Source organism: Leucobacter sp. 1207-22 (assembly GCF_052850455.1).
Genome location: NZ_VXCR01000004.1, coordinates 237,107 through 260,100 on the forward strand (window position 1 = coordinate 237,107; position 22,994 = coordinate 260,100).

The following is a 22,994-nucleotide window of genomic DNA, read 5'->3' on the forward strand; positions in this document are numbered from 1 at the left end:
CGACAACGTGGTTGGATATTCACATGTCTGAATCACTTCCCACCGATGCGCTCGCATTTGCGCACCAACTCTTCGACGCTGCGCGTGCGGGCGATACGGCGACGTTACTGTCTGCGATCGATCAGGGAGTTCCCGCAGATCTCACAGATGCCAGCGGAAATACGCTGCTGATGCTCGCAGCATACAACGGTCATGCACGTCTCACGGAGGCTCTGGCACAGCGTGGGGCAGACGTGAACCGAATGAATGACCGTGGCCAAAGCCCACTCGCTGGGGCCGTGTTTAAGCGCAGTTCCGAGGTCATTGCGGTACTCATCTCGCAGGGCGCGGATCCCGATGCCGGAACACCGTCAGCACGTGCAACGGCAGAGATGTTTGGCGTCGAGCTCCCTGGTTGATTCTGCGCTGTGTAGACGCTGCGTACACACAGCGTCTACACACACAAAGGCCGCAATCCTTACAGGAAGGATTGCGGCCTTTGTGCTGGTGAGGAAAGCTTACTCAGCCTTCTCCTCTGCAGTCTCAGCTGCAGGTGCCTCTTCGACAACCTCTGCCTCTACGGCAGCAGGAGCCTCTTCGACAACCTCAGCTGCAGGAGCAGCCTTCTTTGCCTTGGGCTTCGGGTTGACGGGCTCGAGGACGAGCTCGATCACTGCGAGGGGCGCGTTATCGCCCTTGCGGAAACCGGTCTTGATGATGCGGGTGTAGCCACCCTGACGCTCTGCAACGAGGGGTGCGATCTCGGTGAAGAGTTCGTGCACAACCGAGTTGTCGAGAATCTGACGCATGACGCGACGGCGAGCGTGCAGGTCGCCGCGCTTTGCGAACGTCACGAGACGCTCTGCGACGGGCTGCAGGCGCTTTGCCTTGGTCTCGGTCGTCTGGATGCGCTTGTGCTCGAAAAGCTGCGCAGCCATCTGGTTGAGCATCAGACGCTCGTGAGCGGGTCCGCCTCCGAGGCGGGGGCCCTTGTTGGGCTTAGGCATGTGTGTACTCCAAGTAAATTTCGATCAGCGCGAGACGCTTAATCGTTAGTTAACGTCGTCTTCGTAGCTGTAGAACTGTGCGCCGTCAAAACCGGGCACTGCGTCCTTCAACGAGAGGCCCATCTCGGTGAGCTTGTCGCGCACCTCGAATACGGACTTCTGACCGAAGTTACGAATGTTCATCAGCTGGGCTTCCGAGAGCGCTACAAGCTCGCTCACGGTGTTAATGCCCTCACGCTTCAGGCAGTTGTAGCTGCGTACCGAAAGGTCGAGATCCTCAATGGGGATCGACAGTTCGCTTTCTGCAACAACCTCGACCGGTGCGGGACCGATCTCGACGCCCTCAGCCTGCACGTTCAGCTCGCGAGCAAGACCGAACAGCTCGACCAGAGTCGAGCCAGCCGATGCAATTGCATCACGGGGGCTGATAGCGGGCTTCGACTCAACGTCAACAACGAGACGATCGAAGTCGGTGCGCTCACCTGCACGGGTTGCTTCAACCCGGTAGGTAACCTTGAGCACCGGCGAGTAGATCGAGTCAACCGGAATACGGCCAACCTCTGCATCGTCGTTACGGTTCTGAGCCGCCGAAACGTAGCCGCGGCCACGTTCGATGGTGAGCTCGAGCTCGAACTGTGCATCGTCGTTCAGCGTGGCGATGACGAGTTCCGGGTTGTGAACCTCAACACCAGCAGGTGCCGAGATGTCAGCAGCGGTAACCTCGCCGGCACCAGTCTTGCGAAGGTACGCGGTGATCGGCTCATCGTGCTCGCTCGAAACAACGAGCGCCTTCACGTTGAGGATGATCTCGGTGACGTCCTCAGTCACGCCCGGAATGGTCGTGAACTCGTGGGCAACGCCCTCGAAGCGAACGCTCGTCACAGCTGCGCCGGGGATCGACGACAGCAGGGTGCGGCGGAGCGAGTTGCCGAGAGTGTAACCGAAGCCTGGCTCCAGCGGTTCGATGGTGAACCGCGAACGGAACTCAGAAATTGATTCTTCAGTCAGAGTGGGTCGCTGTGCAATGAGCACTGTGTGATCCTTTCGCCGGAGTCCGCTATATGACTCACGCGGTAAAGAGAGAGGGAAAATGTGTAAGTAATGCTGTGGTCGACCGAGGCCGATTCACATCCGCTGCGAACAGCGGATCGCGCTACTTATACGCGGCGACGCTTCGGGGGACGGCAGCCGTTGTGAGCCTGAGGGGTCACATCGTTGATCGAGCCGACCTCGAGGCCAGCTGCCTGCAGCGAACGAATCGCGGTCTCGCGTCCCGAGCCGGGGCCCTTAACGAAGATGTCAACCTTCTTCATGCCGTGCTCCTGCGCCTTACGCGCAGCAGACTCAGCAGCGAGCTGAGCAGCGAACGGGGTCGACTTACGCGAGCCCTTGAAGCCCACGCCACCCGACGAAGCCCAGCTGATCACAGCACCGGTGGAGTCAGTGATCGAGACGATGGTGTTGTTGAACGTCGACTTGATGTGGGCCTGGCCCTGTACAACGTTCTTCTTATCCTTGCGGCGCGGCTTGCGCGCTGCGGCCTTAGGTGCAGCCATTGAGAATTCTCCTGAAAACTATCTGTGATGGTCCGGTGAACCGGCTATTACTTCTTCTTGCCGGCGACGGTACGCTTCGGACCCTTGCGGGTACGTGCGTTCGTCTTGGTGCGCTGACCATGCACAGGCAGGCCCTTGCGGTGACGAAGACCCTGGTAGCTGCCAGTCTCAACCTTGCGGCGGATGTCAGCTGCGACCTCGCGGCGAAGATCGCCCTCAACCTTGAAGTTGCCCTCAATGTGGTCGCGCAGAAGCACGAGCTGGTCGTCGCTGAGATCGCGAACGCGAATGTTGCCGTCGATACCGGTCTCAGCAAGCGTCTTAAGCGCGCTGGTGCGGCCGACGCCGTAGATGTAAGTGAGTGCAATCTCAACGCGCTTCTCGCGCGGGATGTCTACTCCTGCAATACGTGCCATGTGTTGGCTCTCCTTGGCGGTAGTGGAGGTATGGTGCGCATTGGGGGTTCGGGCCTCCAACCCGAGGTGTCCCCCAGTTCAGTACGTAGGTACGAAACTGGGATCTTCAACGCGCGGTTGCAATATTGAATTATGAATGGTCTACGAAAGCAATGACGAAATCGTCACCCCGACGCAAACTGCGAGGGAATTAACCCTGGCGCTGCTTGTGACGGGGGTTGCTCTTGCAGATCACCATGACACGGCCGTGGCGGCGGATCACCTTGCAGTGCTCGCAAATCGGCTTGACGCTGGGCTTAACCTTCATGATTTCCTTAAGGGTTCGCTGTCTTCGTACCTACGAGGATTCGTAGGCCGTTACTTCCGAGAGACCTACTTGTAGCGGTAGACAATACGACCACGGGTCAGGTCATACGGCGTCAGCTCTACGATCACGCGATCCTCAGGGAGGATTCGGATGTAGTGCTGGCGCATCTTGCCGGAGATATGGGCGAGGACCTTGTGGCCATTTGTGAGCTCAACCCGGAACATTGCGTTCGGGAGTGCCTCAACAACCTGGCCCTCGATCTCGATGACGCCGTCTTTTTTCGCCATAGCCTCACTATCGCTTAGTAGATGTACTCGTCTGCGAATGCTTCAGCCCACTTTCGCGATCACGAAAACAGGCGCAAAGCACCAAGGAACAAGACTACTCGGGCGTGCCGTGTTTGTAAACCCGAGCACCATCTACATCGGCGCGTCGCGCTTGATCGGATGTTCATGCGGGTTATGACATGCAAAATGTCCGCTTCCTCATGTGAGGAAGCGGACATTTTCACCGTGTTTTAATCAACAGCGAAGCGCTAGGCGATCGGAACCGGGGTGATTCCAAATGGTGCGAGGCCTGCTGCACCTCCGTCTTCAGCAGTCAGGACCCAGATGCCACCCTCATGGCGGGCAACGCTGTGTTCCCACTGAGCACTGAGGGAGCCGTCCTTGATCGTGACAGTCCAGTCATCATCTTGGATCACGGTGTCAATGGTGCCAGCTGAAATGATGGGTTCGATTGCGACGCAGAGGCCTGCCTTGACTGCGGGCCCCCTGCCTGGGCTTGGAACGTTAAACACAGGAGGATCTTCGTGCATGCTGCGACCGATCCCGTGACCGATGTACTCCTCGAGCACGCCATACTTGCTGTTGGCGTGGACGTAGGCAGACACCGCGTCGCCGACCTCATTGAGGTGGCTCGCACGAGCAAATCGTGCGATGCCTTCCCACATTGCACTGTGAGTGACCGCTGAAAGACGCTGCGCATGCTTGGTGCGTGCTTCATCCTGAGGGTCGGGGATGACAACGGTAATGGCAGCATCACCGTTCCAGCCATTCACCTCTGCGCCAACATCGAGAGAAACGATGTCTCCGGGCTGTAGCGGGCGGTCATTAGGGATCGCGTGCACAACATCGGCATTCACATTTGCGCAGATCGTGTGCCGATATCCGGGTACCAGCTGGAAGTTTGGCACTCCCCCGGCGTCGCGAATCACCTTCTCCGCGATCGCATCCAGTTCGAGCGTGGTCACGCCCTCACGTGCCGCAGCGGAGAGCGCATCGAGCGCCAGACGTGTCACGCGCCCAGCCTCCACCATGAGGCGAAGCTGAGCAGGCGACTTATAGATCGACCGACGAATGATGCCTCGACGTGCCATGGACTATCGCCCTAGCTGAGCTGCGAGACCAGCCGAAATGCGCTCTGCAACTTCGTCAGGAGTACCCATTCCGTCTACCGAAACGAGAATGCCACGCTTCGAGAACAGATCAACGAGTGGCGCGGTCTGCTCCGCGTAAACGTCCTGTCGGTGACGAATGACATCTTCTGTGTCATCAGCACGTCCTTCGATCTCGGCGCGCTTGAGCAACCGAGCAACGACAGCGTCAACGTCTGCTTCGAGCAGCACAACAGCATCCAAAGAATCACCCTCAAGCATGCCGTCGAGTGCTGCCACCTGGTCCAGGGTGCGTGGGTAACCATCGAGCAGGAAACCCGCGGCTGCGTCGTCCTGGTTCAGACGATCCTCAACAATTTCGTTCGTCAGAGAATCAGGAACGAGTTCACCCGACTCGATGATCGCCTGAACGCGCTTGCCAAGCTCGGTAGCGCCCTTGATGTTCGCACGGAAAATATCGCCGGTCGAAATCGCAGGAACCTGGTAAGTCTCAGCAATCTTTCCTGCCTGAGTGCCCTTGCCTGCACCAGGAGGGCCAATGATGAGAAGTCGAGTCGAGGTCATTTACTTAAGAAGCCCTTCATAGTGACGCTGCTGAAGCTGCGCGTCGATCTGCTTGACGGTTTCGAGACCAACACCAACGATGATGAGGATCGAGGCGCCGCCGAACGGGAAGTTTTGGTTTGCGCCGAAGAACGACAGAGCGATCAACGGGATAATTGCGATGATGCCGATGTAGATCGAACCAGCAGTCGTGATTCGGGTCAGTACGTAGTTGAGGTACTCAGCCGTTGGACGTCCCGCACGAATGCCAGGGATAAATCCGCTGTACTTCTTCATGTTGTCCGCAACCTCTTCAGGGTTGAAGGTGATCTGGACGTAGAAGAAGGTGAAGCCAATGATGAGCAGGAAGAACACCACCATGTACAGCGGCTGGTCACCTGACACGAGGTTTGTCTGGATCCATACAACCCATGCCTTGGGATCCTCGCCGGGCGCAGGCTGGTTGAACTGCGAGATCAGCATCGGGAGGTAGAGAATGGCCGATGCGAAGATCACAGGGATAACACCCGCCATGTTGACCTTGATCGGAATGTAGGTGCTGCTGCCACCATACGTGCGACGACCAACGACGCGCTTTGCATACTGCACAGGAATTCGTCGCTGTGACTGCTCAACGAACACAACCGCGGCGACGATAACGAGGCCGATTGCGATGACGAAGAAGAAGATCTCCCAGCCGCGCTGCTCCTTGATGACCCACAGCGCATTCGGGAACGTTGCCGCGATCGAGGTGAAGATGAGGAGCGACATGCCGTTGCCGATGCCACGCTCGGTGATGAGTTCGCCGAACCACATGATGAGGCCAGTTCCCGCAGTCATCGTGAGAATCATGATGAGCGTTGCCCACCACTCATTCGAAACCAGGTTTTCGCAAGCCTGGTTCGCGTTGCCGAGCAGCTGACCCGACTTCGCTACGGTGATCAAGGTCGTCGACTGCAGCACCGCGAGGCCAATCGTCAGGTAACGCGTGTATTGCGTCATCTTGGCCTGACCGGCCTGGCCTTCCTTGTGAAGAGCCTCGAAGTGAGGGATCACCACGCGAAGAAGCTGAACGATGATCGATGCGGTGATGTAAGGCATGATGCCAAGCGCAAAGATCGATAGCTGCAGCAAAGCGCCACCACTAAACAGGTTGATCATGTCGTACAACCCGTTGGCGTTCTCCCCTGCCGCGAGGCAGGCCTGGACGTTGGCGAAGTCAACGAAGGGTGCGGGGATGAACGAACCCAAACGGAAAAGCGTGACAATGCCGAGCGTGAAGAGAATCTTCCGCCTTAGATCGGGGGTTCGAAAAATTCGTCCGATCGCACTGAACAAGATTTGCCTCCTGGCCTGTCGGTACTGGCTCACGCCAACACGACGATCACCGACTAAACAGCCTACACTGCAGCCGGGTCATTTCGCTTACTGATTCGGTTGAATACCAACCAAATAACAAAGAAAAAGCGGGGGAACTCCTCGCACGAATCATCGCGCAAGGGATTCCCCCGCTCAGAACTTCCTACTAATAGAAAGTTACTTTACCTCGCCGCCTGCGGCAACGATCTTCTCAAGTGCCGAAGCCGAGACCTTGTTAACGTCTACAACGAGCTTGACCGAGAGGTCGCCATCGCCGAGAACCTTAACAGGCTGGTTCTTGCGAACCGCGCCCTTTGCAACGAGATCTGCAACCGTGACGTCGCCACCCTTGGGGTAGAGCTCTGCGAGCTTTGCAACGTTCACAACCTGGTACTCGGTGCGGAACGGGTTCTTGAAGCCACGGAGCTTCGGGGTGCGCATATGCAGCGGCATCTGGCCACCCTCGAAGCCGGCCTTGACCTGGTAACGAGCCTTGGTGCCCTTGGTACCGCGTCCTGCGGTCTTACCCTTCGAAGCTTCACCACGACCAACACGGGTCTTGGCCTTCTTCGAACCAGCTGCGGGACGAAGGTGGTGTGCCTTCAGAACCTCGCCGCGCTCAATGTTCTCGCTCATGCGTCGATCTCCTCAACCTGTACCAGGTGAGCAACTGCACGAACATAACCGCGGTTAGCTACGGTGTCCTCGCGAACGACCGACTGGCCGATCTTCTTGAGGCCGAGGCTGCGGAGCGTGTCGCGCTGGTTCTGCTTCTCACTGATAACGGACTTCGTCTGCGTAATCTTCAGGCTCTTAGCCATTACGCACCTGCCTTTGCCTTAGCTGCAGCGTCGGCCAGAGCCTTCGCCTCGGCACGCACAAGGCGAGCCGGTGCGACACGGTCGAAGTCGAGGCCACGACGTGCTGCGACGGAGCGGGGCTCCTCGAGCATCTTCAGAGCCTCAACGGTCGCATGCACGATGTTCAGGGTGTTCGACGAACCGAGCGACTTGCTCAGAACGTCGTGGATGCCAGCGCACTCGAGTACGGCGCGGACAGGGCCACCGGCGATAACACCGGTACCAGCAGCTGCGGGACGGAGCAGTACTACGCCTGCTGCTGCCTCACCCTGCACGGGGTGCGGGATGGTGCTGCCAACGCGGGGGACGCGGAAGAAGTTCTTCTTTGCCTCTTCGACACCCTTCGAGATTGCGAGGGGCACCTCCTTGGCCTTACCGTAACCGACACCAACGGTGCCGTTACCGTCGCCGACGACGACGAGAGCGGTGAAGCTGAAGCGACGACCACCCTTGACGACCTTCGAAACACGGTTGATGGTGACGACGCGCTCGAGGAACTGGCTCTCGGTGCGCTCGCGACCGCCGCGCTCACCACGGGTGCCGCGATCGCGGCTACCGCGACGCTGCTCACGAGGCTCGTTGCGGTGATCCTCAGTCTTGGTTTCCACGACCGGGGTCTCAGCAGCCACTTCCTGCTCCTTCGTTTCGTTGCTCACAGGGTCAGCCCCCCTTCGCGAGCGCCTTCGGCGATCGCAGCGACACGGCCAGCGTACTTGCTGCCACCGCGGTCGAAGACCACTGCGTCAACGCCTGCTGCCTTTACACGCTCAGCGAGGATTTCGCCTACCTTGCGTGCCTTAGCGGTCTTGTCGCCCTCGAAAGCGCGAATGTCCGCTTCCATGGTCGAAGCCGATGCGATGGTGAAGCCCTTCGAATCGTCAATGACCTGGACGAAGACGTGACGCGACGAGCGCGTAACGTTCATGCGGGGGCGCACCTCGGTGCCAACAACCTTCTTACGAAGGCGGCTGTGGCGGCGGAGGCGGGCAGCGGTACGGCCCTTAGCGCGAGTGATGTTAGCGGCCATGGTTACTTACCAGCCTTTCCAGCCTTGCGACGAACGTTCTCGCCCGCGTAGCGGATGCCCTTGCCCTTGTAGGGTTCTGGCTTCTTCAGCTTGCGGATGTTAGCTGCAGCCTCGCCGACTGCCTGCTTGGAGATACCGCTCACCGAAATCTTCGTGGTGCCCTCAACTGCAAGCGTGATGCCTGCGGGAGCAGCGAAGACTACGGGGTGCGAGAAGCCAAGAGCGAGCTCAAGATCGCTGCCCTTCAGCGCGACGCGGTAACCGGTACCAACAACCTCAAGCTGCTTGGTGTAACCAGCGGTGACACCAACGATGTTGTTGTTGATAAGGGTACGGGTGAGGCCGTGCAGTGCACGCGACTCGCGCTCGTCGTTGGGGCGGGTAACCAGAATCTGGCCGTCCTCAACTGCAACGCGAATGGGCTCTGCAACGGTGAGCGAAAGCTCGCCCTTTGCGCCCTTGACCGTGACCTGCTGGCCATCGATCTTGACATCTACACCACCGGGAACGGTGATGGGAAGCTTACCGATACGTGACATTCTGGCTTACCACACGTAGGCCAGCACTTCGCCGCCTACGCCCTTCTGCTCGGCCTCGCGGTCCGTGAGGAGCCCCGAAGAGGTGGACAGGATCGCAATACCGAGGCCGCCAAGAACGCTCGGAACCTCGGCTGCGCCTGCGTATACACGCAGACCGGGCTTCGAGACACGCTTGATGCCTTCGATCGAACGCTCGCGGTTGGGGCCGTACTTCAGCTGCATGGTGAGGGTGGTACCGACGCGTGCGGCCTCAACCTTCCAGTCAGCGATGTAGCCTTCGCGCTTGAGGATCTCTGCGATCCGCTCCTTGAGCTTTGAGCCGGGGAGCGAAACGTCATCGTGATGTGCGCTATTTGCATTGCGCAACCGGGTCAGCATATCTGCGACCGGATCAGTCATCGTCATAATTGACTCTGCTTTCTCGCCTGGTATCGGGGGCCGTTACACGACCACCGACCTGGGTGACGCGGGAAAGGTGCCCGGGATACATCCCGGGCACCAAGCCCACTTGGACTATTCAGTTATTAGGCCTTGAACGGGAAACCGAGCGCCTTAAGCAGCGCGCGACCCTCGTCGTCGGTCTTTGCCGAGGTGACGACAGTGATGTCGAAACCGCGTACACGATCAATCTTATCCTGATCGATCTCGTGGAACACACTCTGCTCGGTCAAACCGAAGGTGTAGTTGCCAGCGCCATCGAACTGCTTCGCCGAAAGACCGCGGAAATCGCGGATACGCGGCAGAGCGAGGTTGATAAGACGATCGAGGAATTCCCATGCACGATCTCCACGGAGGGTGACGTGTGCACCAATAGCCTGGCCTTCGCGCAGCTTGAACTGTGCGATCGACTTGCGGGCCAAGGTGACCTTGGGCTTCTGACCGGTGATCTTCTGGAGATCCGCAATAGCGCCCTCAATCACCTTGCTGTCGCGAGCTGCCTCGCCGACACCGGTGTTAACGACAACCTTCACGAGGCCAGGCACCTGCATGACGTTCTCGAACTTGAACTCCTCCTGGAGTGCAGGAACGATCTCGCTGCGGTACTTCTGCTTCAGACGGGGCTGAACCTTAGTCTCAGTCATTAGAGGGCCTTCCCTGACTTCTTCGCAAAGCGAACACGGACGGTCTTCTTCACACCGTTCTTCTCGACCTCTTCAACGCGGAAACCAACGCGAGTCGGCTTCTTGGTCTCGGGGTCGACAACTGCGACGTTCGAAACGTGGATCGGAGCCTCGACGGTCTCGATGCCGCCTTCCTTCGTTCCACGCTCTGACTGGCCAACACGAGTGTGCTTGGTGACGAAGTTAACGCCCTCAACCACAACGCGGTCGGTCTCGGTCAGAACCTCAATGACGCGACCCTGCTTGCCACGGTAGCCACCGCGCTCCTGGGTCGGGCCCGAGATGACCTCTACGAGGTCACCCTTCTTGATCTTGTTAGCCATATGGACTAGATCACCTCCGGTGCGAGCGAGACGATCTTCATGAACTTCTTATCGCGAAGTTCACGGCCGACCGGCCCGAAGATACGGGTGCCGCGGGGCTCCCCGTCAGCCTTCAGAATGACGGCAGCGTTCTCGTCAAAGCTAATGTACGAACCGTCAACACGACGGGTCGACTTACGCGTACGAACGACAACAGCCTTTACGACGTCGCCCTTCTTGACGTTGCCACCGGGGATTGCGTCCTTGACGGTCGCGACGATCGTGTCGCCGAGGCCGGCGTAACGACGACCCGATCCACCGAGTACGCGAATCGTGAGCAACTCCTTGGCACCGCTGTTGTCGGCAACCTTGAGTCGCGATTCCTGCTGAATCACTTGTTACTCCTTCAATCAGTAAGCCGCGAGGCTTACTTCGCCTTCTCGAGAATCTCTACGAGGCGCCAACGCTTCGAAGCGCTGAGCGGACGAGTCTCGTGGATGACCACGAGATCGCCGATGCCTGCAGTGTTCATCTCGTCGTGAGCCTTGACCTTCGACGAGCGGCGCAGGACCTTGCCGTAGAGGGGGTGCTTCACACGGTCTTCAACCTCAACGACGATGGTCTTATCCATCTTGTCGCTGACGACGTAACCACGGCGGGACTTGCGGTAGCCGCGCTGTTCCTGTTCGACCTCAGCCATTGTTAGGCCTCCTTCGTGTCAGCGGCGGCATCCGCCTGCTCGGTCTTCTTAGTGCTCTTCTTCGCCTTAGCCTTCGCAGGAGCAGCAACGGGGGTGACCCGAATGCCGAGCTCGCGCTCACGCAGAACGGTGTAGATGCGAGCAATGTCGCGCTTCACCTGACGAACACGGCCGTGGCTCTCAAGCTGGCCGGTGGCCGACTGGAAGCGAAGGTTGAAAAGCTCAGCCTTAGCCTTCTTGAGCTCTTCTGCCAGGCGCTCGTTCTCGAACGTATCCAGTTCGGTGACAGCCAGTTCCTTGGTACCGATCGCCATTACGCGTCGCCCTCCTCACGCTTGATAATGCGGGCCTTGAGCGGAAGCTTGTGAATCGCGCGGGTCAGTGCCTCGCGTGCAAGCTGCTCATCGACACCTGCGACCTCGAAGAGGACGCGGCCCGGCTTGACATTGGCAATCCACCACTCCGGTGAACCCTTACCGGAACCCATGCGGGTCTCGGCAGGCTTCTTGGTGAGGGGACGGTCAGGGTAGATGTTGATCCACACCTTGCCACCACGCTTGATGTGACGGGTCATCGCGATACGAGCGGACTCGATCTGACGGTTCGTCACGTAAGCGGGGGTAAGAGCCTGGATACCAAACTCACCGAAGGTGACCTTGGTGCCGCCCTTTGCCTGGCCGCTACGGCCGGGGTGATGCTGCTTACGGTGCTTTACTCGACGGGGAATCAGCATTGTTACTTCTCCGCTCCTGCTGCAGCGGGTGCAGCCTCAGCCTGCTGAGCGTTACGAGGCGCACGACGGCGATCGCCGCGGTCACGCGACGGCTTCTGTGCTGCCTGCTCGCGAGCAAGTTCCTTGTTGGTGAGGTCACCCTTGTAGATCCAGACCTTCACGCCAATGCGGCCGAAGGTGGTCTTCGCTTCGTAGAAACCGTAATCGATGTTCGCACGAAGGGTGTGCAACGGCACACGACCCTCGCGGTAGAACTCCGAACGGCTCATCTCAGCGCCGCCAAGACGGCCGGAGACCTGGATACGAACGCCCTTGGCACCAGCGCGCTGAGCGCCCTGGAGACCCTTGCGCATTGCACGACGGAAAGCAACGCGAGCAGCAAGCTGCTCTGCAATGCCCTGTGCAACGAGCTGAGCGTCAGCCTCGGGGTTCTTCACCTCAAGGATGTTCAGCTGGATCTGCTTGCCGGTGAGCTTCTCGAGACCAGCGCGGATGCGCTCTGCCTCTGCGCCGCGACGACCGATGACAATACCGGGGCGTGCAGTGTGGATGTCCACGCGTACACGGTCACGGGTGCGCTCGATCTCGATGCGCGAAACACCTGCACGGTCAAGCGTGTCAGTCAGGTAGCTGCGGATCTTGATGTCCTCGGCAAGGTAGTCAGCGTAACGCTGACCCTTCTTGGTCGAGTCCGAGAACCAACGCGATACGTGATCAGTGGTTACCCCGAGGCGGAAGCCATAGGGATGAATCTTCTGGCCCATTTACTTGGCTCCCTTCGATGCGGCGAGCTCATCAGCCGTCTGAAGAATGACGGTGATGTGGCTGGTCCGCTTGTTGATACGGAATGCGCGGCCCTGTGCACGGGGGCGGAAACGCTTGAGCGTTGCACCCTCATCCACGAAAGCGCGTGCCACAACGAGCTCGTCTTCGTTGAAGCGCAGGTTCTCCTTCTCCGCCTTGACACGCGCGTTAGCGACTGCCGAGGCGACGAGCTTGAAAATGGGCTCCGACGCTGCCTGGGGTGCGAACTTGAGGATCGCGAGTGCTTCCTCAACGTTCTTGCCACGGATCAGGTCAACAACGCGACGGGCCTTCTGGGGGGTGATGCGGATATGACGCACACGTGCGATCGATTCCACCATTTCTCTTCCTCCTTCACGTCACCGCTTAGCGGCGACGGCCCTTCTTGTCGTCCTTCACGTGGCCACGGAAGGTGCGAGTCGGGGCGAACTCGCCCAGCTTGTGACCAACCATGGTTTCCGTTACGAACACGGGAATGTGCTTACGACCGTCGTGCACTGCGATGGTGTGACCCAGCATTGCGGGGATGATCATCGAGCGGCGCGACCAAGTCTTGATCACGTTCTTGGTGCCAGCTTCGTTCTGTACAACCACCTTGTTCAGCAGGTGGTTATCGACGAAGGGGCCCTTCTTGAGACTACGAGGCATCTTCTACTCTCTCCTACCTGCCGACTAGCGCTTCTTGCCAACGGTACGGCGACGCACGATGAGCTTGTCGCTTTCCTTGTTCGGATGACGCGTACGGCCTTCCTTCTGGCCCCACGGGGTGACCGGGTGACGACCGCCCGAGGTGCGGCCTTCGCCACCACCGTGCGGGTGATCTACCGGGTTCATCACGACACCGCGAACGGTCGGGCGAACGCCCTTCCAACGCATACGGCCGGCCTTGCCCCAGTTGATGTTCGACTGCTCGGCGTTACCCACCTCGCCGATCGTTGCGCGGCAGCGCAGATCGACGTTGCGGATCTCACCCGAGGGGAGACGAAGCTGAGCGTAGGGGCCGTCCTTAGCGACGAGACGCACCGACATACCTGCCGAGCGTGCAAGCTTCGCGCCGCCGCCGGGGCGGAGCTCGATAGCGTGAATCACGGTACCGGTGGGGATGTTCTTCAAGGGCAGGTTGTTACCTGGCTTGATATCTGCACCCGCGCCGGACTCAACGATGTCGCCCTGCTTGAGCTTGTTCGGAGCGATGATGTAACGCTTCGTGCCGTCCACGTAATGCAGCAGCGCGATACGCGCGGTGCGGTTGGGATCGTACTCGATGTGCGCAACCTTGGCGTTCACGCCGTCCTTGTCATGGCGACGGAAGTCGATGACACGGTACTGGCGCTTGTGGCCACCGCCGATGTGGCGGGTGGTGATACGACCCTGGTTGTTGCGGCCGCCGGTCTTGGGGAGCGGGCGAAGCAGCGACTTCTCAGGGGTGGAGCGGGTGATCTCAGCGAAATCAGCAACGCTCGAGCCACGACGACCTGGGGTCGTCGGCTTGTACTTGCGAATAGCCATATTGTTTCCTCTTCGCCCTTCTACAGACCGGCCGTGAAGATGTCGATCGAGCCCGACTGAAGGGTGACGATGGCGCGCTTGGTGTCCTTGCGCTTGCCAATGCCGAACTTGGTGCGGCGGGTCTTGCCCTTGCGGTTGAGGGTGTTGATCTTGTTGACCTTCACGCCAAAGACCTGCTCGATAGCGAGCTTGATCTCAGTCTTCGTCGCGGTCGGCTGTACCTCAAAGGTGTACTGGCCGTTCGCGTCGATGAGGCTGTAGCTCTTCTCCGAGACGATGGGACGGATGATGACGTCGTGTGAAGACTTGTTCAGGCTCACTTCGTTTCCTCCTTGGCGGTGCGACCTGCGACGAATGCGTCGAAAGCTGCCTTGGTGAAGACGAGGTCATCGCTGACGACCACGTCGTAGGCGTTGAGCTGATCCTGGAACAGGACGTGTACGTTCTGCAGGTTGCGAACGCTCAGCGCGGTCAGCTCGTCTTCACGAGTGATCACGACGAGAACGCGGGTACCCGGAGCGACAGCAGCGAGGAACTCGCGTGCGCTCTTGGTGCTCGGCTTGCCCTCGATGCCGAAGCTGTCAACAACGTGCAGACGGTTGCCGCGAACGCGGTCCGAGAGCAGGCCGATGAGTGCAGCTGCGATCATCTTCTTGGGGGTGCGCTGTGCGTAGTCACGGGGAACCGGACCGTGCACAATGCCGCCGCCGCGGTGCTGAGGCATACGAACCGAACCCTGACGAGCGCGGCCGGTACCCTTCTGCTTGAACGGCTTAACGCCCGAACCGGAGCGTTCGCCACGGTTCTTGACCTTGTGGGTGCCCTGACGCGCAGCTGCGAGCTGAGCGGTGACAACCTGGTGGATCAACGGGACGTTGGTCTCAGCGCCGAAGATAGCCTCGGGAAGCTCAACCGAGCCTGCCTTCTTGCCCTTCGCGTCGAGAATCTCGAGCTTGGTAGCGGTAGCCATGAACTACGCCCCCTTCACTGCGTTGCGGACGAATACGAGACGACCGCTTGCACCGGGAACAGCACCCTTAACGAGGATGAGACCCTTTTCAGCGTCGATCGCCTGAACCGTAAGGTTCTGGACGGTTACACGATCGCCACCCATACGGCCGGCCATCTTCTGACCCTTGAACACGCGACCAGGGGTCGCAGCGCCGCCGACAGAACCGGGCTTACGGTGGTTACGGTGCTGACCGTGCGATGCGCCAACGCCAGAGAAGTTGTGGCGCTTCATGGTGCCCGCGAAGCCCTTACCCTTCGAGGTACCTACAACGTCGATCTTCTGACCGGCGGTGAAGGTTGCGTCGAGGGTGAGCTCCTGGCCGAGAGCGTACTCAGCTGCGTCCGCAGTGCGGACCTCAGTGAGGTGACGGCGAGGCGTGACGCCTGCCTTCTCGAAGTGACCAGCCGAAGGCTTGTTTACCTTGCGGGGGTCGATCTGGCCAGCGGCGATCTGGATCGCGCTGTAGCCGTCGAGCTCAGGGGTGCGGATCTGGGTAACAACGTTAGGTGCTACCTCAATTACGGTCACAGGAACAACGTTGCCGTCCTCGTCCCAGACCTGAGTCATACCGAGCTTGGTGCCCAGGAGACCCTTCACGTTACGTACTGCAGTCATGAATCGATCCCCCCTTAGAGCTTGATCTCGATGTTGACATCGGCCGGAAGGTCGAGACGCATGAGCGAATCAACGGCCTTGGGCGTGGGATCGACGATGTCGATCAGGCGCTTGTGCGTGCGCTTCTCGAAGTGCTCGCGGCTGTCCTTGTACTTGTGGGGCGAACGGATCACAGCGATCACGTTCTTCTCCGTTGGGAGCGGCACTGGGCCGATAACGGTTGCGCCTGCACGGGTGACCGTATCAACGATCTTCCGAGCGGAGCTGTCGATGACCTCGTGGTCATACGACTTCAGTCGAATGCGGATCTTTTGTCCCGCCATGTGACTCTCTACTTTCTACTTGCGTCGTACTCAGGGCAAGCCCTAAGCATTGGACGTCTTGCGTACCAGCGCCCTGGCAATACGGCGTCTTTCGACGCTGTGCGTGCTGGGTCTCTGTTCACCTGTCAAAACCACACTCAACGTGTGGCCCTGCAACCCTCACGTCAACAAAGTGACATTGAGACCTGCAAGTCTTGTTCGCTCCCCACGGCGCCTCACCCCAAAACGAGGTTGCAACACACAGCCAGGCAGTGATTCTCGGACAAACCGAGAAGTACTGAACCTGTCTATTCTCGCATGCGGGAATGCATCATTGCAACCCGGGCGTGTCGCGTGTCGTCACTTTCCAGCCGTTACTCAGGATCGGCATCATCATGCGCTTCTTACGCGGTGGGGAGAAGCTTCGGGAGCGCGATATACACGGCAAGCAACGCGAGGCCAGAGATGAGCAGAACCAGCGTGCCAATTACCCCGGTGAAGCACGAGAGCAAGCCAAGCGCAGCAGCAAGCAAGGAGAAGCCAGCCGTGATCCCAGACGCCTGCGCGTGACTGTAGCCGAGCTGCTGGATCCGCTGGTAGACATGCTCCTTGTGCGGCTCGTCCCACTTCTTACCGGCGCGTACCCGCTGCACGAGCGTAAAGCCAACATCGCCAAAGCAAATGATCATCGGCCCGATCGTCGCAAGCAAAGGTACGCCAGCAAGCAAAGCAGCGAAACTGGTGATCGCCGTTGCCCCACCAAGCAGGTAGCTGCCAACATCACCAAGGAACGCACCAGTCTTGCTGAAGTTCCACGGCAGGAACCCGGCATACCCAGCAGCGAGCACGCCACCACTCACCACAAGCCACCATTCACCGACAATCAGACCGGCGATAGCAAATGCGACGCCAGCGATGACTCCATGGAAGCCGCTGATGCCATTGAGCCCATCGACAAAGTTCGCAACGTTGATGTAGCTCGAAACAAACAACACTGCGTAAATCACCAAGATCACCAATGTGATCATTGACACGTCAGTCACCGGCATTCCGGCCACCCACGCGAACTGCACTCCTCCGGCTCGCTCTGCGGCGAAGATCAGTGCGATTGCGGATCCCGCGCCGATGACGAGCAGGACCGCGCTTCGCACCGGTACGCTCAAGCCCTGCAGATCTTCGCGAAGGCCGAGTAGGCCGCTCAACACCGCACCAACGCCAATAATGAGGAGCGAGATCCACCCTGGTTGATCCACACCCTGCGTGCTCAAACCAACCATGTACCCGACAGCCATCGCGATAAGTACCGCCAGGCCAAGGCCACGGAGGACTGGGCGGACATGCGATGAGCGCTCATTCGGAACGTCCATGATGCCAAGCTTCATGAGCATCGGCTTCACTGCAAATGGCAGCAATAGCGACAGCGCGAGCGTCGTAACGGTGGCAACTACGGCGGTTACAGCAAAGGTCATTGGATTCGTTCTTCTGCGGCTTCGGTGAGCGACATTCGCGCAACCCAGCCCTCATGATCAAGGTTTACAGGGTCGAGCACACCAACGTGTGCGTGTGAGATCTTTGGGTGGAATGGGCGCGAATCTCCCTCGCCGTCGGCAACGAGAATCTCATGCATCTTCTCGCCGTGACGCAAACCGGTAAAGACGATCTCAATCTGCTTACCGGACTGCGCAATCATCCGCTTGGCGACGTCCAAGATACTCACCGGCTCCCCCATGTCGAGGATGAGCACCTCCCCCGGGCGCCCAATGCCTCCAGCCTGCAAAACAAGCTGCGATGCTTCTGGGATCGTCATAAAGAATCGGGTGACATCGGGATGTGTGACTGTCAGCGGGCCACCCGCGTCAATGAGCTTTCTGAACGTAGGAAGCATCGAGCCACGACTACCAAGCACATTGCCAAAGCGGACAGACAGATAGCGTTTGCCAGTTTCCCGCGCCATCCACCCGGTGAGCTTTTCTGCCACGCGCTTCGAATGCCCGAGCACGCTTGTCGGGTTCGCTGCCTTGTCAGTGGAGATGTTGACGAATGTACCCACGTCAGCCGCTTGGGCAGCCCGCAACACATTCAGCGTGCCAAGCACATTCGTTTTCCATGCCTCGTCTGGATACTGCTCAAGCATCGGAAGGTGTTTCAGAGCTGCAGCATGGAACACAACGTCAGGCTTACGCTCGAGCATAATTGCAGTGAGCGCAGCTTCGTCTCGGATGTCAGCAAGTACGACATCATTCGTATCAAGGAGTCCATGACCACTAATCGAGAGTTGTGCCTCCTGCAAAGAAGTCTCATCTCGGTCAAGCATGATGAGCTCGCCAGGTGCAAACGCAACAAGCTGGCGACAGATTTCAGAACCGATGGATCCGCCAGCACCGGTCACGAGCACGCGCTTACCCTGGATGTATTTCGCGATGGGATCAGTATTCAGGCGTACTGGATGACGCCCGATGAGGTCCTCAATTGAGAGCTCACGGACGTTTGAGATTGAAGCAGCATTATTGAGAATCTGGTCGAGTGGCGGGAGAACCAAGACGTTCAGGCCACACCTATCAGCGGCCTCGTCAACACGGCGCAACATCGCAGCATCGGCGTCGCCAATACACACCATCAGTGTTGTCGCCCCGGTTTGTCTGACGGCATCGCTCAACTCTGCAAGCGTGCCCATGACGCCAACACCGCGCACCACCTGGTGCCGCTTTGTCGGGTCGTCGTCGACAAACCCGACCGGAAGGTACGACGCCTTGGCATCAGTCAGCAATCGCTTTGCCGTCTGCACGCCAAGGTATCCGGCGCCATAGAGCAGCACCCGTTCAGCCCGTGCACCAGGCTTCAAGCTACGCTCAGCGTGCAATCGCACGAAGTATCGACTCACGCCCATAATGCTGAACGTGATTGGGGCGGCAATGACGACCGTACTACGCGGGATGCCGTTGCCGTAGCCAACCCAGTAGCCGAACGACCAGGTGACAATCATTACCGTAGAAACACAGAACACGAGGGCGCGAACCTCGTCAAAGCTGCCGATCTCGTACCTGTTGCGATACAGCCAGAACACCCAGCCACCCAACAACTGCAAGCACACCGCTACGGCGATGAGTGCTGAAGTCCAGCCCCAATGAATGCGTTCGAGCTCGAAATCGAATCGAAGTATCAAGGCAGCGATGATGCCTACTGCCCACGCAAGCGCGTCGCACAGGTAGAGAACTCCATAGGTCTGAAGAAAGTGAGTCAGCCGACTGGTTGGTGTTTCGCGCACACGCACCCCTTTTCGCTAAGACAAATAGGCTGCCGCCTACCAACCAACTCTACCGCTCAGACAAAGCAAAACCCCCGAGAGGCGAACCTCTCGGGGGTTTTGTCAATCAGTCAGAGTGAAATTACTCGACGATCTTGGTCACCGTGCCGGCGCCGACGGTGCGGCCACCCTCACGGATTGCGAAGCCGAGGCCCTCTTCCATAGCGATGGGCTGGATGAGCTCAACAACCATGTCAGTGGTATCGCCGGGCATAACCATCGGCTTGTCCTCGGGAAGGGTGATGACACCGGTCACGTCAGTCGTACGGAAGTAGAACTGGGGACGGTAGTTCGTCTCGAACGGGTTGTGACGGCCGCCCTCATCCTTCTTGAGGATGTAAGCGGTGCCCTCGAACTTGGTGTGCGGGGTGATCGAGCCGGGAGCTACGACAACCTGGCCACGCTCAACCTCTTCACGCTTGGTGCCGCGGAGAAGGAGGCCACAGTTCTCGCCTGCCCATGCCTCGTCGAGCTGCTTGTGGAACATCTCGATACCGGTAACGGTGGTCTTCTGCGTGGGACGCAGGCCAACGATCTCGACCTCAGAGTTGATCTTCAAGGTGCCACGCTCTGCACGGCCGGTAACGACGGTGCCACGACCGGTGATCGTGAAGACGTCCTCGACGGGCATAAGGAACGGCTTGTCCTTGTCACGTACGGGATCGGGGATGTTCTCGTCGACAGCTTCCATGAGCTCAACGATCGAGTTAGCCCACTTCTCGTCACCCTGGAGTGCCTGGTAGCCCGAAACGCGTACAACGGGGACGTCGTCTCCGGGGTAGCCCTGCTTCGAGAGCTCCTCACGGACCTCCATCTCAACGAGCTCAAGCATCTCTTCGTCCTCAACCTGGTCGCACTTGTTGAGCGCAACGAGGAGGTAAGGAACGCCGACCTGCTTTGCAAGGAGGATGTGCTCCTTGGTCTGAGCCATCATGCCGTCAGTAGCAGCAACCACGAGGATCGCGCCGTCCATCTGAGCAGCACCGGTGATCATGTTCTTGATGTAGTCGGCGTGACCGGGTGCATCAACGTGAGCGTAGTGACGCTTCGGGGTCTCGTACTCAACGTGCGAGATGTTGATGGTGATGCCGCGCTGGCGCTCCTCGGGAGCCGAGTCGATCGTTGCGAAGTCGCGCTGAACGTTGGTATCCGAAGGGAACTTGTCAGCAAGAGTCTTCGAGATCGCAGCGGTAAGAGTGGTCTTACCGTGGTCAACGTGACCGATGGTTCCGATGTTAACGTGCGGCTTGTTCCGCTCGAACTTGGCCTTCGCCACTATGGTCCTCCTCAGGACTAAGTACACAGAGCTCCTCCGACGGTTTCGGAGGCTCCGAGTACAGGTTTATGTGTTTATGTTACAAGCTCTGGGCGCTCAGCGCGACCTGAGCTGAAGATCAGGGGCGAGTTTCGCACTCACCCCTGATCACAGACGGGAGTTACTCGCCCTTAGCCTTCTGAACGATCTCGTCGGCTACTGCCTTCGGCACCTCAGCGTAGGAGTCGAAGGTCATCGAGAACACGGCACGACCACTGGTCTTCGACCGGAGGTCACCGATGTACCCGAACATCTCTGAAAGCGGAACAAGCGCGCGGACAACCTTGACGCCACTCGCATCTTCCATCGACTGGATCTGGCCACGACGTGAGTTGAGGTCGCCGATAACATCGCCCATGTACTCCTCAGGAGTACGAACCTCAACAGCCATCATCGGCTCGAGCAGCACGGGCTGAGCCATGCGAGCTGCTTCCTTGAACGCGATCGAGCCGGCGATCTTGAACGCCATCTCCGACGAGTCAACATCGTGGTAAGCGCCGTCGAGCAGCGTCGCCTTGACGTTCACAACAGGGAAGCCAGCGAGGATGCCGTACTGCATTGCATCCTGGATACCAGCGTTGACCGAAGGGATGTACTCGCGAGGAATACGACCGCCGGTGACCTTGTCTTCAAATTCGTAGATCTTGTCGCTGTTTTCCTCTGCGTCGAGAGGAGCAATTGCGATCTGGACCTTTGCGAACTGGCCCGAGCCACCGGTCTGCTTCTTGTGGGTGTAGTCGTACTTGTCGACTGCCTTGCGGATCGTCTCACGGTACGCAACCTGAGGCTTACCAACGTTTGCCTCAACCTTGAACTCGCGCTTCATACGATCCACGAGGATGTCAAGGTGAAGCTCGCCCATACCAGCAATAACTGTCTGGCCGGTCTCAGCGTTGAGGCTCACGCGGAACGTGGGATCCTCTTCAGCAAGCTTCTGGATAGCAGTGCCGAGCTTCTCCTGGTCACCCTTGGTCTTAGGCTCAATAGCAACCTCGATGACGGGCTCAGGGAAGGTCATCGACTCAAGAACAACCTGGTTCGCGGGATCCGAAAGGGTATCGCCGGTCGTGGTGTCCTTGAGGCCGATTACCGCGTAGATGTTACCTGCGGTGAGGTTATCTACAGGGTTCTCCTTGTTGGCGTGCATCTGGAAGATCTTGCCGATGCGCTCCTTCTTGCCCTTGGTCGAGTTAATGACCTGAGCACCGGAGTCAAGCTGACCCGAGTACACGCGAACGTAGGTCAGACGACCGAAGAACGGGTGGACAGCAACCTTGAACGCGAGAGCCGAGAACGGCTCATCTGCCTGAGGCTTACGGGGGATAACGATCGACTCATCGCGGGGATCGTGAGCCTCGATAGCGCCGATGTCGAGCGGGTTGGGGAGGAAGTCCACAACTGCGTCGAGCACGGGCTGGATGCCACGGTTCTTGAAGGCCGAGCCACAGTAAACGGGGTAAATCTCGTTGTTCACAACGAGCTTACGGATGCCGCCCTTGATCTCTTCCATGGTGAGTTCTTCGCCACCGAAGAACTTCTCGAGGAGTGCATCGTCGGTCTCTGCTGCGGTCTCAACGATCTTCAGGCGGTACTCTTCAGCCTTTGCCTGAAGGTCAGCAGGAATCTCGCGAGTCTCGTAGTTAGCACCGAGGGTAACGTCGCCCTTAGCGTCGCCTTCCCAAACGAATGCCTTCATGGTGAGCAGGTCGACAACGCCGATGAAGTCACTCTCAGCACCGATGGGGAGCTGCATAACGAGCGGCTTTGCGCCGAGGCGGCTGACGATGGTGTCTACGGTGAAGTAGAAGTCGGCGCCCATCTTGTCCATCTTGTTGACGAAGCAAATGCGGGGAACGCCGTACTTGTCAGCCTGACGCCACACGGTCTCCGACTGGGGCTCAACGCCCTCCTTGCCGTCGAACACTGCGACGGCACCATCGAGAACGCGGAGCGAACGCTCCACCTCGACGGTGAAGTCAACGTGACCCGGGGTGTCGATGATGTTGATCTGGTTCTTGTTCCAGAAGCAGGTAACAGCGGCAGACGTAATCGTAATGCCGCGCTCCTTCTCCTGCTCCATCCAGTCAGTAGTCGCGCCACCGTCGTGGGTCTCGCCCAGCTTGTGGTTCACACCCGTGTAGAACAGGATGCGCTCGGTCGTGGTGGTCTTGCCGGCATCGATGTGAGCCATGATGCCGATGTTGCGGACCTTGTTCAGGTCCGTGAGCACGTCTTGTGCCACAGGTGTCTCCTCCGGGTGGGGATGAACGTTCGAAAGTGCGGGAGCG

The 22,994-nt window shown here is 58.9% G+C and carries 34 protein-coding genes; 1 reads left to right on the forward strand and 33 read right to left on the reverse strand.

Annotation, left to right across the window (positions count from 1 at the left end):
- The first annotated feature begins 23 nt into the window (after nucleotides 1-23).
- Nucleotides 24-398, forward strand: a complete 375-nt coding sequence (locus FW756_RS09295) for an ankyrin repeat domain-containing protein (protein ID WP_446429878.1) — start codon at nucleotides 24-26, stop codon at nucleotides 396-398.
- 99 nt (nucleotides 399-497) lie between these two features.
- On the opposite strand, the gene rplQ is transcribed toward FW756_RS09295, so the two are convergent.
- The 33 genes from rplQ to fusA form a co-directional block, all read right to left on the reverse strand.
- Nucleotides 498-986 carry a 50S ribosomal protein L17 gene (gene rplQ / locus FW756_RS09300; RefSeq protein WP_446429879.1) on the reverse strand — a complete coding sequence of 163 codons (489 nt, stop codon included), beginning with the start codon at nucleotides 984-986 and terminating at the stop codon, nucleotides 498-500.
- 45 nt (nucleotides 987-1,031) lie between these two features.
- On the reverse strand, nucleotides 1,032-2,018 hold the full coding sequence (locus FW756_RS09305; RefSeq protein ID WP_188023824.1) for a DNA-directed RNA polymerase subunit alpha: 987 nt from the start codon (nucleotides 2,016-2,018) through the stop codon (nucleotides 1,032-1,034).
- Nucleotides 2,019-2,143: 125 nt separating this feature from the next.
- Nucleotides 2,144-2,542 (reverse strand): 30S ribosomal protein S11, encoded by a 399-nt coding sequence (rpsK, locus tag FW756_RS09310; RefSeq protein WP_446429880.1) that lies wholly within the window; start codon nucleotides 2,540-2,542, stop codon nucleotides 2,144-2,146.
- 47 nt (nucleotides 2,543-2,589) lie between these two features.
- Nucleotides 2,590-2,958: a 30S ribosomal protein S13 gene (rpsM, locus tag FW756_RS09315; RefSeq protein ID WP_446429881.1), complete on the reverse strand. Its 369-nt coding sequence runs from the start codon at nucleotides 2,956-2,958 to the stop codon at nucleotides 2,590-2,592.
- Nucleotides 2,959-3,148: 190 nt separating this feature from the next.
- Nucleotides 3,149-3,265 (reverse strand): 50S ribosomal protein L36, encoded by a 117-nt coding sequence (gene rpmJ, locus FW756_RS09320; RefSeq protein WP_188023827.1) that lies wholly within the window; start codon nucleotides 3,263-3,265, stop codon nucleotides 3,149-3,151.
- Between the two features lie 65 nt (nucleotides 3,266-3,330).
- Nucleotides 3,331-3,552, reverse strand: a complete 222-nt coding sequence (infA, locus tag FW756_RS09325) for a translation initiation factor IF-1 (RefSeq protein ID WP_017885304.1) — start codon at nucleotides 3,550-3,552, stop codon at nucleotides 3,331-3,333.
- 248 nt (nucleotides 3,553-3,800) lie between these two features.
- The gene (gene map / locus FW756_RS09330) at nucleotides 3,801-4,643 is read right to left on the reverse strand and encodes a type I methionyl aminopeptidase (RefSeq protein WP_446429882.1); all 843 of its coding nucleotides are present in this window, start codon (nucleotides 4,641-4,643) and stop codon (nucleotides 3,801-3,803) included.
- A gap of 3 nt (nucleotides 4,644-4,646) precedes the next feature.
- The gene (locus FW756_RS09335; protein ID WP_446429883.1) at nucleotides 4,647-5,225 is read right to left on the reverse strand and encodes an adenylate kinase; all 579 of its coding nucleotides are present in this window, start codon (nucleotides 5,223-5,225) and stop codon (nucleotides 4,647-4,649) included.
- Entirely contained in the window at nucleotides 5,226-6,542 is a 1,317-nt protein-coding gene (gene secY / locus FW756_RS09340; RefSeq protein ID WP_446429884.1) for a preprotein translocase subunit SecY, read from the reverse strand.
- 198 nt (nucleotides 6,543-6,740) lie between these two features.
- Nucleotides 6,741-7,199, reverse strand: coding sequence for a 50S ribosomal protein L15 (gene rplO / locus FW756_RS09345; protein ID WP_446429885.1), 459 nt, complete (start codon nucleotides 7,197-7,199; stop codon nucleotides 6,741-6,743).
- A complete protein-coding gene (gene rpmD / locus FW756_RS09350; protein WP_188034238.1) occupies nucleotides 7,196-7,384 on the reverse strand; it encodes a 50S ribosomal protein L30 in 189 nt (62 codons plus the stop codon). The genes rplO and rpmD overlap by 4 nt, the downstream gene beginning before the upstream one ends.
- Nucleotides 7,384-8,079 (reverse strand): 30S ribosomal protein S5, encoded by a 696-nt coding sequence (gene rpsE / locus FW756_RS09355; protein WP_188023833.1) that lies wholly within the window; start codon nucleotides 8,077-8,079, stop codon nucleotides 7,384-7,386. The genes rpmD and rpsE overlap by 1 nt, the downstream gene beginning before the upstream one ends.
- A complete protein-coding gene (gene rplR / locus FW756_RS09360) occupies nucleotides 8,076-8,450 on the reverse strand; it encodes a 50S ribosomal protein L18 (protein WP_188023834.1) in 375 nt (124 codons plus the stop codon). Before rplR ends, rpsE begins: the two co-directional genes overlap by 4 nt.
- Before the next feature lie 2 nt (nucleotides 8,451-8,452).
- A complete protein-coding gene (gene rplF, locus FW756_RS09365; protein WP_446429886.1) occupies nucleotides 8,453-8,989 on the reverse strand; it encodes a 50S ribosomal protein L6 in 537 nt (178 codons plus the stop codon).
- 6 nt (nucleotides 8,990-8,995) lie between these two features.
- A complete protein-coding gene (gene rpsH / locus FW756_RS09370; RefSeq protein ID WP_188023836.1) occupies nucleotides 8,996-9,394 on the reverse strand; it encodes a 30S ribosomal protein S8 in 399 nt (132 codons plus the stop codon).
- Nucleotides 9,395-9,513: 119 nt separating this feature from the next.
- Nucleotides 9,514-10,071: a 50S ribosomal protein L5 gene (gene rplE / locus FW756_RS09375; protein ID WP_446429887.1), complete on the reverse strand. Its 558-nt coding sequence runs from the start codon at nucleotides 10,069-10,071 to the stop codon at nucleotides 9,514-9,516.
- Nucleotides 10,071-10,433 (reverse strand): 50S ribosomal protein L24, encoded by a 363-nt coding sequence (rplX, locus tag FW756_RS09380; protein WP_446429888.1) that lies wholly within the window; start codon nucleotides 10,431-10,433, stop codon nucleotides 10,071-10,073. Before rplX ends, rplE begins: the two co-directional genes overlap by 1 nt.
- Before the next feature lie 5 nt (nucleotides 10,434-10,438).
- On the reverse strand, nucleotides 10,439-10,807 hold the full coding sequence (gene rplN / locus FW756_RS09385; protein WP_188023839.1) for a 50S ribosomal protein L14: 369 nt from the start codon (nucleotides 10,805-10,807) through the stop codon (nucleotides 10,439-10,441).
- Between the two features lie 32 nt (nucleotides 10,808-10,839).
- A complete protein-coding gene (gene rpsQ, locus FW756_RS09390) occupies nucleotides 10,840-11,112 on the reverse strand; it encodes a 30S ribosomal protein S17 (RefSeq protein ID WP_446429889.1) in 273 nt (90 codons plus the stop codon).
- A 2-nt stretch (nucleotides 11,113-11,114) separates the two neighbouring features.
- Nucleotides 11,115-11,426, reverse strand: a complete 312-nt coding sequence (rpmC, locus tag FW756_RS09395; protein WP_188034240.1) for a 50S ribosomal protein L29 — start codon at nucleotides 11,424-11,426, stop codon at nucleotides 11,115-11,117.
- Entirely contained in the window at nucleotides 11,426-11,845 is a 420-nt protein-coding gene (gene rplP, locus FW756_RS09400) for a 50S ribosomal protein L16 (protein WP_188023842.1), read from the reverse strand. The genes rpmC and rplP overlap by 1 nt, the downstream gene beginning before the upstream one ends.
- A gap of 2 nt (nucleotides 11,846-11,847) precedes the next feature.
- Nucleotides 11,848-12,609, reverse strand: coding sequence for a 30S ribosomal protein S3 (gene rpsC / locus FW756_RS09405; RefSeq protein WP_188023843.1), 762 nt, complete (start codon nucleotides 12,607-12,609; stop codon nucleotides 11,848-11,850).
- Nucleotides 12,610-12,990 (reverse strand): 50S ribosomal protein L22, encoded by a 381-nt coding sequence (gene rplV / locus FW756_RS09410; RefSeq protein WP_446429890.1) that lies wholly within the window; start codon nucleotides 12,988-12,990, stop codon nucleotides 12,610-12,612. It lies immediately after the preceding gene.
- A 25-nt stretch (nucleotides 12,991-13,015) separates the two neighbouring features.
- Nucleotides 13,016-13,297: a 30S ribosomal protein S19 gene (gene rpsS, locus FW756_RS09415; RefSeq protein WP_025133706.1), complete on the reverse strand. Its 282-nt coding sequence runs from the start codon at nucleotides 13,295-13,297 to the stop codon at nucleotides 13,016-13,018.
- A gap of 24 nt (nucleotides 13,298-13,321) precedes the next feature.
- Nucleotides 13,322-14,158, reverse strand: a complete 837-nt coding sequence (rplB, locus tag FW756_RS09420; protein WP_446429891.1) for a 50S ribosomal protein L2 — start codon at nucleotides 14,156-14,158, stop codon at nucleotides 13,322-13,324.
- Nucleotides 14,159-14,178: 20 nt separating this feature from the next.
- A complete protein-coding gene (rplW, locus tag FW756_RS09425; RefSeq protein ID WP_188023846.1) occupies nucleotides 14,179-14,478 on the reverse strand; it encodes a 50S ribosomal protein L23 in 300 nt (99 codons plus the stop codon).
- On the reverse strand, nucleotides 14,475-15,128 hold the full coding sequence (rplD, locus tag FW756_RS09430; RefSeq protein WP_446429892.1) for a 50S ribosomal protein L4: 654 nt from the start codon (nucleotides 15,126-15,128) through the stop codon (nucleotides 14,475-14,477). Before rplD ends, rplW begins: the two co-directional genes overlap by 4 nt.
- Before the next feature lie 3 nt (nucleotides 15,129-15,131).
- Entirely contained in the window at nucleotides 15,132-15,785 is a 654-nt protein-coding gene (rplC, locus tag FW756_RS09435; RefSeq protein ID WP_446429893.1) for a 50S ribosomal protein L3, read from the reverse strand.
- 14 nt (nucleotides 15,786-15,799) lie between these two features.
- A complete protein-coding gene (gene rpsJ, locus FW756_RS09440; protein ID WP_010156393.1) occupies nucleotides 15,800-16,108 on the reverse strand; it encodes a 30S ribosomal protein S10 in 309 nt (102 codons plus the stop codon).
- Nucleotides 16,109-16,491: 383 nt separating this feature from the next.
- Nucleotides 16,492-17,556, reverse strand: a complete 1,065-nt coding sequence (locus tag FW756_RS09445; protein ID WP_446429894.1) for a UDP-phosphate alpha-N-acetyl-D-fucosaminephosphotransferase — start codon at nucleotides 17,554-17,556, stop codon at nucleotides 16,492-16,494.
- Nucleotides 17,553-19,352, reverse strand: a complete 1,800-nt coding sequence (locus FW756_RS09450) for a polysaccharide biosynthesis protein (protein WP_446429895.1) — start codon at nucleotides 19,350-19,352, stop codon at nucleotides 17,553-17,555. The genes FW756_RS09445 and FW756_RS09450 overlap by 4 nt, the downstream gene beginning before the upstream one ends.
- Before the next feature lie 121 nt (nucleotides 19,353-19,473).
- On the reverse strand, nucleotides 19,474-20,667 hold the full coding sequence (gene tuf / locus FW756_RS09455) for an elongation factor Tu (protein WP_446429896.1): 1,194 nt from the start codon (nucleotides 20,665-20,667) through the stop codon (nucleotides 19,474-19,476).
- A 160-nt stretch (nucleotides 20,668-20,827) separates the two neighbouring features.
- Complete coding sequence (gene fusA, locus FW756_RS09460; RefSeq protein ID WP_446429897.1) at nucleotides 20,828-22,948, reverse strand: elongation factor G; 2,121 nt, start codon at nucleotides 22,946-22,948, stop codon at nucleotides 20,828-20,830.
- Nucleotides 22,949-22,994: the final 46 nt, after the last annotated feature.

What these genes read in the sequence shown, in the direction of transcription:
- rplE (WP_446429887.1), bottom strand. Translation starts at nt 10,071, where the DNA reads ATGACTGAGACTAAGGTTCAGCCCCGTCTGAAGCAGAAGTACCGCAGC.
- rplC (WP_446429893.1), bottom strand. Translation starts at nt 15,785, where the DNA reads ATGACTGCAGTACGTAACGTGAAGGGTCTCCTGGGCACCAAGCTCGGT.
- rplB (WP_446429891.1), bottom strand. Translation starts at nt 14,158, where the DNA reads ATGGCTATTCGCAAGTACAAGCCGACGACCCCAGGTCGTCGTGGCTCG.
- rpmD (WP_188034238.1), bottom strand. Translation starts at nt 7,384, where the DNA reads ATGGCTAAGAGCCTGAAGATTACGCAGACGAAGTCCGTTATCAGTGAG.
- rplO (WP_446429885.1), bottom strand. Translation starts at nt 7,199, where the DNA reads ATGAGCGAGAACATTGAGCGCGGCGAGGTTCTGAAGGCACACCACCTT.
- rpsQ (WP_446429889.1), bottom strand. Translation starts at nt 11,112, where the DNA reads ATGGCTGAGGTCGAACAGGAACAGCGCGGCTACCGCAAGTCCCGCCGT.
- rpmC (WP_188034240.1), bottom strand. Translation starts at nt 11,426, where the DNA reads ATGGCGATCGGTACCAAGGAACTGGCTGTCACCGAACTGGATACGTTC.
- rplP (WP_188023842.1), bottom strand. Translation starts at nt 11,845, where the DNA reads ATGCTGATTCCCCGTCGAGTAAAGCACCGTAAGCAGCATCACCCCGGC.
- rplX (WP_446429888.1), bottom strand. Translation starts at nt 10,433, where the DNA reads ATGGCTAACAAGATCAAGAAGGGTGACCTCGTAGAGGTCATCTCGGGC.
- FW756_RS09335 (WP_446429883.1), bottom strand. Translation starts at nt 5,225, where the DNA reads ATGACCTCGACTCGACTTCTCATCATTGGCCCTCCTGGTGCAGGCAAG.
- rpsJ (WP_010156393.1), bottom strand. Translation starts at nt 16,108, where the DNA reads ATGGCGGGACAAAAGATCCGCATTCGACTGAAGTCGTATGACCACGAG.
- FW756_RS09445 (WP_446429894.1), bottom strand. Translation starts at nt 17,556, where the DNA reads ATGACCTTTGCTGTAACCGCCGTAGTTGCCACCGTTACGACGCTCGCG.
- rpsH (WP_188023836.1), bottom strand. Translation starts at nt 9,394, where the DNA reads ATGACGATGACTGATCCGGTCGCAGATATGCTGACCCGGTTGCGCAAT.
- rplQ (WP_446429879.1), bottom strand. Translation starts at nt 986, where the DNA reads ATGCCTAAGCCCAACAAGGGCCCCCGCCTCGGAGGCGGACCCGCTCAC.
- rpsM (WP_446429881.1), bottom strand. Translation starts at nt 2,958, where the DNA reads ATGGCACGTATTGCAGGAGTAGACATCCCGCGCGAGAAGCGCGTTGAG.
- map (WP_446429882.1), bottom strand. Translation starts at nt 4,643, where the DNA reads ATGGCACGTCGAGGCATCATTCGTCGGTCGATCTATAAGTCGCCTGCT.
- infA (WP_017885304.1), bottom strand. Translation starts at nt 3,552, where the DNA reads ATGGCGAAAAAAGACGGCGTCATCGAGATCGAGGGCCAGGTTGTTGAG.
- rpsS (WP_025133706.1), bottom strand. Translation starts at nt 13,297, where the DNA reads ATGCCTCGTAGTCTCAAGAAGGGCCCCTTCGTCGATAACCACCTGCTG.
- rplF (WP_446429886.1), bottom strand. Translation starts at nt 8,989, where the DNA reads ATGTCACGTATCGGTAAGCTTCCCATCACCGTTCCCGGTGGTGTAGAT.
- rplV (WP_446429890.1), bottom strand. Translation starts at nt 12,990, where the DNA reads ATGGTGGAATCGATCGCACGTGTGCGTCATATCCGCATCACCCCCCAG.
- FW756_RS09295 (WP_446429878.1), top strand. Translation starts at nt 24, where the DNA reads ATGTCTGAATCACTTCCCACCGATGCGCTCGCATTTGCGCACCAACTC.
- rpsC (WP_188023843.1), bottom strand. Translation starts at nt 12,609, where the DNA reads ATGGGCCAGAAGATTCATCCCTATGGCTTCCGCCTCGGGGTAACCACT.
- rplR (WP_188023834.1), bottom strand. Translation starts at nt 8,450, where the DNA reads ATGGCCGCTAACATCACTCGCGCTAAGGGCCGTACCGCTGCCCGCCTC.
- rplD (WP_446429892.1), bottom strand. Translation starts at nt 15,128, where the DNA reads ATGGCTACCGCTACCAAGCTCGAGATTCTCGACGCGAAGGGCAAGAAG.
- rpmJ (WP_188023827.1), bottom strand. Translation starts at nt 3,265, where the DNA reads ATGAAGGTTAAGCCCAGCGTCAAGCCGATTTGCGAGCACTGCAAGGTG.
- rpsK (WP_446429880.1), bottom strand. Translation starts at nt 2,542, where the DNA reads ATGGCTGCACCTAAGGCCGCAGCGCGCAAGCCGCGCCGCAAGGATAAG.